Here is a 13,555-nt window from a genome sequence, read left to right as displayed (position 1 = left end):
CGTGTAACCTGTAACATCTTACAGGTAAGAATAACTAACAATTCGAGGATTCGAGAACCGGAGGAAATCGCCGTATGAGGCGGCTATCGCGATAGCCTGATTTCTCGCTCGTGGCGGTTAGTCGATCTGTGGCGTGATCAAGCCTTGTGATATCGCTCTCGCGATGGCTTGTTGGCGGCTGGTTACGCCCAGTTTTTCCACGACGCGTTGTAAATGGTATATCACTGTGCGCTCAGAAATGCCGAGTATCTGTGAGATTTCCCAAGAGGTTTTTCCTTCAGCCGACCACAACAAACAGTCCCGTTCTCGGCACGAAAGCTCTATTTTTTCCGAGTCGATCATGCTGTGTTTGACGATCCGGCACGCAGCCTCGTGGATGTATGTGGAAAGTAAAACTACTTCAGGCGTGGCCAGATTGATTTGTTCGCGATGTCGCTTAGGGTCGCTGGAACTCGTTAGACTAAGTAACGCCGCCTCGCCGTGTGCGCCGTGAAGAGGCACGGTTAGGCCGCTGCAAAGACCGAAGTTTCGCGCCTCGTTCATAAAATGATGTATTTCCGGATTGCTTTTTTCGACCGCGTTGAGTTCTTCCCAAAGTAACGGTCGAATCGCACGGGCACTATGCGCGACCGTGGGGTCAATTCGCAGATAGTGGTTTTCGTTATAGCAGGTCAGCCAGTCGTTGGGATATCCGCTGATGACGATGCGGAATGGATTTACGAGCGAGTCCGGGAATCTTGCCGCGTAAATGAAGTGATCGAAGTCGTAAAGCTCACACAGCCGAGAACAGATTCGGTGAATGTCTTCTACGCTGTCGGCCTCGACCGTTTCCCCAACCGTACGGCTCAGCCGATCATCATACATTGATGAAAGCCCCCGTAGAATATTTATTATGCGTTGGCCCCAAACCAAAACACGCATTTCGTTTAATAATAGAATGAGTATATAAATTCGGTGAGATTATGCAATGACATATGGCGGTATGGTGTCGTTTCTATTCTCACCTGCCACGATCTTTGGCGGTGGTCGCTGCAGCATCATTTCACGATTCGGGTATAATCGCCGACAATTTTTTTAACGATCCTGTGCACAAGCGTGTGACTAAATCAGATATGGCTTGTTGCAGCGAGAGAAAATAGGGTAAGCGAATGGAAGAGCTTGTCACTGAAGCGCCAGATTGGTTCAAAGAAGCACTGGCGGTTCCGTATCGCGAAAACACCATCGATGTTCAAGGATGCCCGATTCACTATCTTGCTTGGGGCGATTCGGGAAAACCCGGCATGCTTTTTGTCCACGGTGGCGGTGCCCATGCGCACTGGTGGGACTTTATCGCACCATTCTTCGTTGATGAATACTCCGTCGCAGCCATCGATCTCAGCGGTATGGGCGACAGCGGCCATCGGACCCAATACTCGGGTGATTTATTTGCCGAAGAGCTGATCAGCGTTTGTGACGCGGTGGGTTTCGGTAACGATGTCACCGTTGTCGGCCATAGTTTCGGTGGTCTCGCGACGCTTAAAGCGGGTCTGAGTTATGCGGATAGGTTAAACGGAATTCTCGTATGTGATTCCGCCATTTTCCCACCCGGCTTTAATCCCGGAAACGATCTGCGCGCTTCCCCGTTCAAAGCCAAAAAAATCTATGCGGACTACGAGACAGCGTTAAGTCGGTTTAAGCTGGTTCCGCCACAACCCTGTAAGAATCAATATATTCTCGATTATATCGCCAAACACTCGCTCATGAAGATAGAGGACGGGTGGTGTTGGAAGTTCGACGTTAGATTTTTGCAGAAAACCATTTACGACAATATGGCCAACGAGGTCAAAGATTTGAAAGTGCCGGCCGCCGTGATTTACGGCGAAAAGAGCATGTTATTCGGCAAGTATATGCTCGAGAATACCCGTAAGCTCTATCATTCAGACGTGCCGTTTATCGCCATCCCTGAGGCTCGGCATCACCTCTTTCTTGATCAGCCGCTAGCATTCGTGGAAACCGTAAAGAATGTCATGGGCAGTTGGCATTGATGGTTTCTACATACTGGCGGAAGCGCGGGCAGCTTCGTGGACTAGGATGTTTTGTTCGTGCGCCGTGCGCGGCCACCTCCAATTCGCAAACGCATCCAAGAGACAACTGGTCATTTTATGCTGTTGTAAGGATCAGCCCGTCGGCTGAATGAAGCACTGTGATGTTGTTGGCGGTGCTCCTCGCTGCGCCGCGTATTGCCGGAAGCGCTGATGACCTCATGTGAGAGACTGTTTGTTTACGGCACGCTACGCAGTCAGGGGTCTAACCACGACTTGATGAGCGGCGCCGTATTGCTGGGGCCGTGGCGCACTATTGCGGCCTTTCGGATGGAGGATTTAGGTGCGTATCCCGGGGTTTTCAGGCAAGGGAAAACAGCGATTTCGGGAGAGGTTTATGGGATTGGTCGGCGGCTGTTACGGCGCCTCGATCAGCTAGAGGATTATCCGCGAACCTACACCCGAGAGCGAATCGGCACCGGTTACGGAGTTGCATGGATCTATCTTTATCGGAAACGTCATGTGTACCCGCATATGGTTGTTCGATCCGGAGATTGGATAGAACATGCGCAACGCAAACGCAGCACAAGCTGACCCCCTTCCTTGGTTGACCGGGACAATGAATCAAGAACACCGTTGGACCACTTGGAGTTGGTCTCGTTGCCGGGATGCCCCATGAGCGCTTCTACTGCTGGACACCCTGAGTTCCTCATTGTGCTGAATGCCGTGATCGTCGCGGTCACCGATGAAGCCCCCCGTATTCTCACTGTACCTTACGAGCATTTTGCAGCCAGCGAAATTGGCGGCCAGATCGACGTCGGAGATGGACTTGATGCGTTGCCATCCGGTCCACTTGATCCAGAACGGGATCTTACCTTGGAGTTGGCACTGCGAAATTGGGTCGAACGACAAGCGGATCTGTCTCTGGGATATGTCGAGCAGCTGTACACTTTCGGCGACGCTTCGCGTGATCCGACTGAACGCATGGAGGGGCGACGCGTTATTTCCGTTGCCTATCTCGCTTTGGTTCGGGAGCATCGTCCGGCCCTTCATTCTGATTGGCGAGAATGGTATGCGTATTTTCCCTGGGAAGACTGGCGGCAAGGGCGCCCGGAGCTCATCGACAGCACTATCGCGCCCGCTTTGGAGCGATGGATCGAGGGTGTTGATCACCACGAATTGGCCGACACGCTCCGTGAACGAGTTGACATCAACTTCGGCTTGTCGGGCGCTGCTTGGGATCCGGAGCGGGTGCTTGATCGGTACGAACTTCTCTACGAAGCCGGTATGGTTCCCGAATCACGGAGGAATCAACAGCAGCCGTCGAATCTTCCGTTAATGCCCGGACGACCTATGGGACTGGATCACCGCCGCATTCTTGCGACGGCGATGGGCCGTATTCGCGGAAAAATCAAGTACCGGCCGGTTGTGTTTGAGCTACTGCCCCCTGAGTTCACCCTGCTGCAGCTACAACGAGTGGTCGAAGCGCTCTCAGGGGTTCGTTTGCACAAGCAGAATTTTCGTCGATTGGTAGAGCAGGGTGGGCTGGTAGCCAGTACCGGCGAACGTGAACATGCCACCGGAGGTAGACCGGCTAAGTTGTTTCGTTTCCGCCGAAGAGTTCTACGAGAGCGTCCCGGTCTTGGTGTCGGTTTACCTGCGAAGCATCAGTAAGTTGACTATAGTTATACTCAAGTCTAGTATAACGAGAATGCAACGCCGGTTGTCGCCTGCCGGTTAAGAAAATAGTGATCATACGGCGTAAAAAAGGCGAGGAGAGGGTTTCAGGCATGATGAACGTACCGGAACAACGGTTGGAATTGCGCTTCCAGTTACCGAAATACGATGCAGCGCTCGAACATGAGCTTGCGCCCATTTATGAGCGCATGAAAGGTGTGATGCCAAAAGTGGAATGGGCAGTTCACGCACCATATGTCGCAGCGATCAATAAGTTAAAACGCGAACGCAATGCATTGGTTTTGGCGCATAACTATCAAACACCGGAAATCTATCACGGTATCGCTGATTACACCGGCGATTCCCTCGGTCTTGCCCAGCAAGCCGCGCAGGCCGATGCCGACGTGATTGTTCAATGCGGCGTCCATTTTATGGCTGAGACGTCGAAAATTTTGAGTCCCGAAAAGACCGTGCTGATACCCGATGTTGAGGCGGGTTGTTCTCTCGCGGCATCCATTACCGCGGAAGGCTTGAGGGCAATGAAAAAGCGGTATCCCGGCGTGCCGGTGGTTAGCTACGTGAACACCAGTGCCGATGTCAAAGCCGAGTCCGATATTTGCTGTACGTCAGCGAATGCCGTGGAAGTGGTGGAGTCGTTGGGGGTTGATCGGGTGATTTTTACGCCGGATCAGTATTTAGGGCGTTGGGTTGCCAGCCAAACAGATGTTGAAGTGATCCTGTGGGAAGGGAGCTGTGAGGTTCACGAGCGATTTAGTGGCGACGAATTGAGGCAGTACCGGGATATGCACCCGGGTGTACACATCATCGCTCACCCTGAATGTCCCCCCGATGTGCTTGAGGAAGCTGATTTCGTCGGGTCGACCTCGGGCATGATCAGTCATATCGCTCAAGCCCGCCCGGGAAAGGTGGTGATGGTGACCGAATGCTCTATGAGTGACAACGTGTCGGTCGAATTTCCGAAAGTCGATTTCGTTCGGCCATGTAATATGTGCCCGCACATGAAGCGAATTACACTGCCGAAAGTATTGGAGTCACTCGTGAGTTTGTCACCCGAGGTCACCGTAGATCCGGAGATTGCCGTGAGGGCTCGTCAGGCCGTAGAGCGCATGCTGGCCGTCGGAACCGGCCAGGCGCGACGGGTAGAGCAGCTGGAGGTCGCCACCGCTTAAGCCGCATCATCAGTCAATGTGACCCTTGTCGGTGGCATTTGGTCACGGCTGGATGAGATAGATAAGGCGGCATGGAGCGATCCATGCCGCCTTTTTAGTTGGATTAAGCGAGTGTTTTCTAAAACACGAAATCGAATGCCAGACTCACGATGTCGACCTTGTCCTTTTCCGGGAAGTCATCGAACAAACCGCTGGTACCGTTCAAGGGCTCGGCTTGTTTCCATTCGAACTTCAACGCGGAAGCGGCGTTGACGTTCCAGCGTACTCCCGCGGCCCAGGATCGCTGATCCTCCGAGTAAAAACCGACGTCGTCAGCTTCCGCTTCGGCATAGGTTACATGGGGCAGGAATTGACCAATCCGATAGCCGAGCGTGGTATACCAACCCGTATCCCGACCGAGAGGGCCTTCATTAGAGTCGAAATCGACATATTCGGCCTGACCCACGATGTTGAGCCAGTCGAACTTGAATCCTACGGACCAAATCGTTGCTGGTTCATTGAGCGCTGTAGGATCTGCCCCCGCGGGAATCAGCAGGGCCGTAATGGGATCCAGATTGGCATCGGTCGTTAACTCGGTGTCGATGTAAGTGCCGTGAAGTTGCCAGTTCTCACCGCCGACGTTCGCCGTGAGTACCCAGGTATTCCGGACCTCGGTTCGAACCTCTAGGCCCGAGATGCTTCGGTTTTCTTCGAAGCCTCCGTACAGCAGTTGTAGCCCTAGGTCCAAGCCGCCGATTGTCGTTTCGAAGGGAATCGCTACGCCCGTCAAGGCGGTAACGGGTACGATGTCATAGACTTCTTCGACCGGTCGAACCCAGGGATAGGCGTAGCCCACGTAAAAGACTTCCGATTCCATGTACGTGGGCAGTTTGAGTCGACCCGCCCGAACCGACCAATTGTCATTGATCTGGTAGGAAATGAATCCCCAGTCGGCCTTTACATCGTAGGTGTCCAACTCTCCGCGGGCGATGAGTTGGGCGTTGAAGGTCAGTTCCGGTGTGATTCCGGCGGCGAATTGAAGTCCGATTCGCGTATCCTTTTCGAAACTGACTTTATCGTCGATAAACCCGAGGTAGGTGACTTCGGAATCAGCCCACGCCGCTCCTGCCGTTCCGAACCCATGGATCTCTACGTCAATCGCGAAGGCGCTGAGCGGTAAGCACACACCACAAAAACCGAATGCTCTCCATAACATTCGTCGTTGTTTCGACATGGTTCATCTCCCTATAATCATGTCATCTCGCCGCTATGACCGAAGAGTTGAGACCGAAATGTCTCACGGTATACGGGTTACAACTTTCACGCTGTCATCGACTGCAGCCGCGCTGATGTATCCCAATCCCGACGGATTCCCGGTGATCCACGCCTTAACCGCAGCATCGTCGGCCACGGTGTTGGGCGGGCTGCCTTTTCCGGTGAAAATGCGCTGAGACCAATAGGCCTTGAGTTGGCTTTCGTTTTTATTGAGCACTTTGTCGAGGAATTCGGCCCGATTCGAACTACCTTCTGCTTGATTGATCGGCTCAGCGGTTTGGCCGGTTGGAAAACTGGAAGATTTCCCCTCAAAAATGCGTTTAACATCATCGACGCTGATGCTTTGGATGGAATTGTCAGGGTGAACCACGATCGCCAACTCCGCATGTGCGAATCCGCATAACGACAGCATAGCGGCAACCAGAAGCCCTTGATTCAAAATATTATTACTTCGCATTTGATCTGGTCCTCAGAAAACGAAATCTAAACCGACGCTCACCACATCGATCTTGTCATCAGACAACGATTCACCCGGTTCGGGCTCAAAAAGTCCAGCGGTGCCGCCCGTCGGCTCAACTTGCTTCCATTCAACTTTCAACGCAGAGAAACTGTTCAGCTCATAGCGTAGGCCGACGGCTATGGAGTCTTGATCAGCTGAAAGGGGCACGACTTCTTCACTTTCCGCGCTGGCGACGGTCACATGGGGCGTGAAACTTCCGATTCGGTAGCCCACGGTGGCATACCATGCGGTGACGTCCGCGACGTTGCCATCCACCTCGCTGTCCACATATTCGGCATGCGCGATGATGTTGGCTATATCCAGCTTCAAGCCGATGCTGTAAAGGCGGCTATCACCGTTTTCTATGCTGGGGTCCACGCCCGGCGGTAGGAAGATGGCGGCGAACGGGTCAATGCTGATATCGAGTTCGCTCTCAAGGTAACCGGCTCGTATCTTGAATGATTCATTGCCCAAGGACAGGTTTGCACCGAGCAAACGCGAATTGGTTGACAAGTCTAAACCGCGGTAAAAGATTTCTTCTTCGTAACTGCCGCCAAATAGCTGGACCAAGCCATCTAACGGCCCCAAGCGGAAGTTGATGGGAAGATCGACACCGGATATCGCTCTAAAGGGGACAATCTCGTAAATTTCTTCCGGGGGTCGAATCCACGGGTAGGCGTAACCGACTTCCACGTAATCTGAAACAAGGAGGATCGGTAGTTTGACGCGGCCCGCCCTGACCGACACGCTATCGTTGAATTTGTAAGATACGTAGGCCCAGTCCGCTTTGACGTCGTACGTTTCTCTGTCTCCGCGGGCGAGCAGCTGCGTAGTAAATGTGAGTTCCGGGGTGATCTCAGCGGAAAACTGAAGCCCGATACGGGTATCTTCTTCGAAGCTGATTTTGTCGTCGATTAGACCCGAATAGGGCACTTCGGAGTCTGCCCAGGCAGCCGCGGCCGTTCCGAAACCATTGATGTTGACCGAAGCGGCAAAGCTCATTGCGGGTAACATGCCTACCATTGCTGTTGCGCCGGCCTTGACCAGGATGTTTCTCATTCCTTTTCCTCTTAGCCTAATTGTTTGGGGATATGCAAGAAGCGAAACTAAACGCTCTGGACGATTTTTAGTTTAGTAGATTGGATACAGAACGGAGTTTAGATTTTGAACTTGCCGACCAAGCTCTGTAATCCGATGGCTAGATCCGCGAGTTCCTTATTGGAAAAAGCGATTTGCTCGGCACTGCTATTCGATTGTTCGGCAATGTCGCGAATCTGATTTACGTTCAGTTGAATTTCGTTGGCCACAGCACTTTGTTCCTCCGTGGCCGTAGCGATCTGTCGATTCATGTCACTGATGGTGGCCGCCATTGTGGTGATTGCCTCGAGGGATTTTCCGGCTTTCGCCGCATTTTCAACACTACGTTTCGCCGCATCGCGGCTATGGAGCAATACATCGCCGACCGAGTTGGCCCCACCGCGCAATTGTTCAATGGTTTTTTCGATTTTGACGGTCGATTCCTGGGTGCGTGATGCGAGCGTACGCACCTCATCGGCGACGACTGCAAAGCCGCGTCCATGTTCTCCCGCCCGGGCAGCTTCGATAGCGGCATTCAGGGCCAGTAGGTTGGTTTGCTCAGCGATACCCCGGATCACATCCATGACCGTACCGACTTCTTCGGTGTCGGCATGGAGCGTTTGCATTGCTTCAGCGGCGCGTTCGACTTCCGATGCGAGGGTGTTGATGGTCATTACCGTGCCATCGACGACTTCTTTGCCTTTGTGCGCTTCGTGGTCCGCTTCGCGCGCGGATTCTGCGGCTGCTGCTGCGTTGCGTGCTACGTCGGCAACCGTTGCGGACATTTCATCGATGGCAGTGACCAAATGCTCCGATTCGACCTTTTGTCTTGCCATGCCTTCCTGAGATTCTTGTGTGCTACCGGCGGTTCGTTCGGCGGAAGCCGCAATCTGTGTCGAGGCCGCGGCGATTTGTCCAACAATTTGTTGAAGGTTTCGAACAAACGCATTGAATTCGTGGACGAGGTCACCGATTTCGTCTTTTACGTTGGTTTCCAGTCTTTTGGTCAGATCGCCTTCGCCATTGGCCATTTCTCGAAGTGATGCCAATACGGATTCGATGTTGGCGGAGGTTTTCGAAGCGATGGCCATTGCGGTGATGATCATAATGATCATGGTGACAAGACCGATGCCTATCCCGATGATCAAAGCCCGACTGGTGGCTTGGTTAGTGGCGGCGATGGTGTCGCTAAAACGCTGATAGCGATCCTGAGCAAACTCGTTGAGATCCGCGGTGACCTGATCCAGCGCCATGGTCATGGCTTGGGCCCGTTGTCCCAATGTATTGGGGTCGACGTTGCCACGAATCATAACTTCGGACAGTTCTCGAGCACTATCATAATAGGTTGCCAGATGGCTCTGAATGGCTTCGATGCGTGCTTTTTCCGACGGAAGCAGCGCGACGAGTTCAGTCAGGGATGTATCCATCTGCGCTTTCACTTGATCCGCTGTGGATAGCAGGTCGGTATCACCGGCGGTAACAGCCGAATTCAGGATCTCGGAGATTTTCTCAAGTCGAGGACGATTGGCATTGGCTCGATCCAGAACGGGGTAGAGCACATTTTGGATTTCGTTTAAGCGCCCATCGTTGCTTCGGCTCACGCTGACGTTGTAGGCGAAATATCCGACGAACCCCATGAGTCCAACAAGAGCGATGGCCAGGAATTTGTGGCGGATAGACAGATTCATCACCCATTGCATTGCTGGATTCTCCCACTGCCGTGACTGCTTCGACGAGGCGCCGATTAAACATGGTTTGTTAAGTGAACGACCCGATACAACGGGTATGCTCTGGCCTTGTATCGGCCATGGGATAGGGGGCTTTAATGGGATAAAATAATTCTCGCGGGGCAACGCATGAGTCGAGGTCCCCGTGCCAACGGGCGATTAGGCAAGGGTACGCCCTAAGCTTAAACAGGTGGGCTTAACGGAGGGTGTCGTTGAGATCTGCGATAAGTATCTCGAAACAATCGGATCAGTTGTCGTAGCCCAAATTGGGCGCCAGCCAACGTTCGACCGCCTCGATTGTCATGTCTTTCCGTCGGGCATAGTCGGCAACTTGATCCCGGCCGATTGAACCCAGGCCGAAGTACCGTGATTGCGGGTGGCTGAAATACCAGCCGCTGACGGACGCGGGTGGCCACATGGCAAAGCTCTCCGTCAAGTGCACACCGGTATTCGCTTCGGCGTCGAGCAGATCCCAAAGCAGAGATTTCTCGGTGTGATCGGGGCAAGCTGGATAGCCGGGAGCCGGTCTGATGCCGACATATTTTTCGTCTATTAACGCTTTGTTGTCCAAATGCTCATCCGTAGCGTAACCCCAGAATTCCTTTCGGATAAGTTCATGCATGCGCTCGGCGAAGGCTTCGGCCAGTCGGTCTGCTAACGCCTTGACCATGATGGCGCTATAGTCATCATGATCTTGTTCGTAACGAGCGGCGATATCGTCGCAGCCTAGCCCGACTGTCACCACAAAAGCGCCGATATGGTCTGGTATCCCCGATTCCTTGGGTGCGATGAAGTCGGATAAACAGTGGTTCGGTCGACCTTCCGGTTTGACTTGTTGTTGTCTGAGGTGATGCAAGGTGGTCAAGACACCGTCACGATTGTCGTCAACATATAACTCGATATCATCGCAGTTGACGGTATTCGCGGGAAAGATTCCGATCACCGCGTTGGCTTCCAACCATTTCTCAGCCACCAGTTGATCCAACATCCGTTTGGCATCTTCATACAGCTGGCGAGCCTGTTCACCGACGATCGGGTCGCCGAGAATTTTCGGGTAGCTTCCCGCCAGCTCCCAGGTTTTAAAAAATGGTGTCCAGTCGATATACGGAACCAGGTCCTTCAGAGGGTATTCCTTGATGACGTGAACGCCCTTAAGCCGCGGGACGATAGTTTGGTGAGTACTCCAATCGATGGGGACCCGGTTTTCTCTGGCTTGTTCAAGTGGTAATAGCGGCGTTCGTTTCTTGCGATTCTTATGGCGTTCCCGAACCGCATCGTATTCGTCCTGAATTTGGCGACGAAACTCTCCGCTTAAGGTTTTGCTCAACAGACTGGATGCCACGCCGACGGCGCGGGAGGCATCTTTGACATACACAACGGATCCATTGTACTCGGGTGCGATTTTGACGGCGGTGTGAACTCGCGACGTGGTAGCACCACCAATCAGCAGCGGCACTGTGAACCCAAGTCGATGAATTTCCGATGCGACGTAGACCATTTCATCCAGTGATGGCGTGATCAATCCGGAAAGTCCGATGACATCGACTTGCTCTTTCTGTGCCACCGACAAAATCTCTTGTGCCGGGACCATCACGCCCAGGTCGATCACTTCGAAGTTGTTGCACTGCAAGACCACCCCGACGATGTTTTTTCCGATGTCGTGGACATCGCCCTTAACGGTCGCCATGAGTATCTTGCCGGCAGAACGCTGTTTCCTTTCTTCCTCGGACTTCGCCGCTTCGATGAAAGGAATCAAGTAGGCCACGGCCTTTTTCATCACCCGCGCACTTTTTACGACTTGGGGCAAAAACATTTTGCCGTCGCCGAACAAGTCGCCGACGATGTTCATGCCGTCCATCAGGGGACCTTCGATAACTTGCAATGGATGCTCGAAGGATAGCCGAGCTTCCTCCGTGTCCTCCTCGATATAGTCTGTGACGCCTTTGACCAGGGCATGGCTCAAGCGCTTGCCTACCGGCCAGTCGCGCCAAGCCAGATCCTGAGTTGCGGATTGGCTAGCTTGTCCCTTGATGCTATCGGCGATCTCGAGTAGCCGCTCCGTTGCGTCGGGCCGCCGATTCAGTACGGCGTCTTCGACCCGTTCCTTCAGGTCAACGGGGATTTCTTCATAGACCGCGAGGCTGCCGGCATTGACAATCGCCATGTCCATACCCGCTTTGATCGCGTGGTACAGGAAGACGGCATGTATCGCCTCCCGCATCGCATTGTTGCCGCGAAATGAAAACGAAACGTTGGATAAGCCACCGCTCACTTTGGCGTAGGGAAGTTCCTTTTTAATTCGACGGGTCGCTTCGATGAAAGCAACGGCATAGTCGTTGTGTTCGTCGATGCCCGTCGCGATGGCGAAGATGTTCGGGTCGAAAATGATGTCTTGGGGCGCGAAATCGGCGTGATCGATCAGTAACCGGTAGCTGCGTGCGCATATTTCGAATTTGCGTTCCAATGTCGCTGCTTGCCCTTGCTCATCAAACGCCATCACCACCACGGCAGCGCCGTAACGCCGGGCGAGGCGTGCCTGAGTGAGAAACGCCTCTTCGCCTTCTTTCAAGCTAATGGAATTGACGATGGCCCGTCCCTGAATGCACTTGAGTCCCGCTTCGATGACTTGCCACTTGGACGAGTCGACCATAACCGGAACCCGTGAGATGTCGGGTTCGGATGCCACCAGGTTGAGGAAGCGAACCATCGCGGCTTCTGCATCGAGCATGCCCTCATCCATGTTGATATCGATGATTTGGGCCCCGTTATCGACCTGTTGCCGGGCGACGTCCAAAGCGGTGTCGTAGTCATCTTCCTTGATCAAACGGGCGAATCGGGCGGAGCCGGTGACATTGGTCCTTTCCCCGATGTTTACAAACAGACTCTCGTCAGTGACGTTCAGAGGCTCCAGTCCGGAAAGACGCAGTGCCGGTTTGTGCTGGGGTATGGCACGCGGTGGGTTATCAGCCACACGCCGAGCAATGGCTTCAATGTGTGCTGGCGTGGTTCCGCAACACCCACCGACGATGTTGAAATAACCGCGGTCTGCCCATTCACCGATCTCCGCGGCCATATTCTCGGGTGTGTCGTCGTATTCTCCGAATTCGTTGGGCAAGCCGGCGTTGGGATGGACGCTCACCCGGCACTGTGCAACTTTGGACAGTTCTTGAATATGTGGCCGAAGCTCTTTTGCACCGAGGGCGCAGTTCAGTCCGATACTGAACGGTCTGATATAAGCTATTGAATTATAGAATGCTTCGGTCACTTGCCCCGATAGGGTGCGGCCGGACGCGTCGGTGATCGTCCCGGAGATCATCGTGGGTAAGTATTGGTTCTGCGAAGCGAAGTAGCTTTCGATTGCGAATAACGCTGCTTTGCAGTTCAGCGTGTCGAACACCGTCTCAACCAGGAGAATGTCGCTACCCCCGTCGACCAGGCCACGCAGCGCTTCGTCGTAAGCCTCAACGAGCTGGTCGAAGGTGATGTTGCGAAACCCAGGGTCGTTCACGTCCGGTGAGATGGAGGCCGTACGATTGGTTGGACCTAACACGCCCGCGACAAAACGGGGCTTATCTGGTGTTTTGGCGGTGAACTCGTCCGCCGCTTGGCGGGCCAACCGCGCTCCCTCGAGGTTCAGCTCGTAGGTCAGCGCCTCCATGCCGTAATCGGCCATGGAAATTCGCGTCGAATTAAATGTGTTGGTCTCGAGAATATCCGCGCCGGCAGCCAGGTAACTCCGATGAATTTCCCGGATTACCTCCGGTTGGGTCAACGACAGCAGATCGTTATTCCCCCGAACATCCTGCGGCCAGTCCGAAAAACGCTCTCCCCGATAACCGGCCTCGTCCAATCGATGGTTCTGAATCATGGTCCCCATTGCACCATCGAGTACGAGGATGCGGGAATCGGCAGCGTGTATTAGTTGGTCGGTGCGGGTTTTCGGCATGGAGCGTGTGCTAACTGGTGGTTGTGGGGTTTATCGGAATCAACTGGTAATTATCGCCGAGTCGGACTGATAGGTCACGTTATCTTGGCATCGGTTTGGCAAATCGGATGGGGTTTGCAGGCGAAATCGCCCATGAAAAAGGCCTTGTGGGTTGAACCCACAAG

At 53.6% G+C, this 13,555-nt stretch carries 9 protein-coding genes; 3 read left to right on the top strand and 6 right to left on the bottom strand.

Annotated features, from left to right (window positions below; translation table 11 throughout):
- Nucleotides 1–117: 117 nt before the first annotated feature.
- Complete coding sequence (locus SVU69_02545; protein ID MDY6941878.1) at nt 118–864, bottom strand: LuxR family transcriptional regulator; 747 nt, start codon at nt 862–864, stop codon at nt 118–120.
- Nucleotides 865–1,148: 284 nt separating this feature from the next.
- Between SVU69_02545 and SVU69_02540 the strand changes: the two genes are divergently transcribed.
- The 3 genes from SVU69_02540 (at nt 1,149) to nadA (ending at nt 4,888) form a co-directional block, all read left to right on the top strand.
- On the top strand, nt 1,149–2,024 hold the full coding sequence (locus SVU69_02540; GenBank protein ID MDY6941877.1) for an alpha/beta hydrolase: 876 nt from the start codon (nt 1,149–1,151) through the stop codon (nt 2,022–2,024).
- 672 nt (nt 2,025–2,696) lie between these two features.
- Nucleotides 2,697–3,695 carry a hypothetical protein gene (locus SVU69_02535; protein ID MDY6941876.1) on the top strand — a complete coding sequence of 333 codons (999 nt, stop codon included), beginning with the start codon at nt 2,697–2,699 and terminating at the stop codon, nt 3,693–3,695.
- Between the two features lie 119 nt (nt 3,696–3,814).
- Nucleotides 3,815–4,888 (top strand): quinolinate synthase NadA, encoded by a 1,074-nt coding sequence (nadA, locus tag SVU69_02530; protein ID MDY6941875.1) that lies wholly within the window; start codon nt 3,815–3,817, stop codon nt 4,886–4,888.
- A 118-nt stretch (nt 4,889–5,006) separates the two neighbouring features.
- Here nadA and SVU69_02525 read toward each other — a convergent pair whose 3' ends face one another.
- The 5 genes from SVU69_02525 to metH form a co-directional block, all read right to left on the bottom strand.
- Nucleotides 5,007–6,101 (bottom strand): hypothetical protein, encoded by a 1,095-nt coding sequence (locus tag SVU69_02525; protein MDY6941874.1) that lies wholly within the window; start codon nt 6,099–6,101, stop codon nt 5,007–5,009.
- Nucleotides 6,102–6,164: 63 nt separating this feature from the next.
- Nucleotides 6,165–6,599, bottom strand: coding sequence for a phosphate ABC transporter substrate-binding protein (locus SVU69_02520; GenBank protein MDY6941873.1), 435 nt, complete (start codon nt 6,597–6,599; stop codon nt 6,165–6,167).
- A 12-nt stretch (nt 6,600–6,611) separates the two neighbouring features.
- Complete coding sequence (locus SVU69_02515) at nt 6,612–7,700, bottom strand: porin (GenBank protein ID MDY6941872.1); 1,089 nt, start codon at nt 7,698–7,700, stop codon at nt 6,612–6,614.
- Nucleotides 7,701–7,798: 98 nt separating this feature from the next.
- On the bottom strand, nt 7,799–9,418 hold the full coding sequence (locus SVU69_02510) for a methyl-accepting chemotaxis protein (GenBank protein MDY6941871.1): 1,620 nt from the start codon (nt 9,416–9,418) through the stop codon (nt 7,799–7,801).
- Between the two features lie 274 nt (nt 9,419–9,692).
- On the bottom strand, nt 9,693–13,391 hold the full coding sequence (gene metH, locus SVU69_02505; protein ID MDY6941870.1) for a methionine synthase: 3,699 nt from the start codon (nt 13,389–13,391) through the stop codon (nt 9,693–9,695).
- Nucleotides 13,392–13,555 lie beyond the last annotated feature (164 nt).

The organism is Pseudomonadota bacterium, assembly GCA_034189865.1.
In the GTDB taxonomy this organism is placed as follows: Bacteria; Pseudomonadota; Gammaproteobacteria; order UBA5335; family UBA5335; genus JAXHTV01.
The sequence above is the reverse complement of the archived record's forward strand: the minus strand, read 5'-3'. Positions and strand labels throughout refer to the sequence as shown.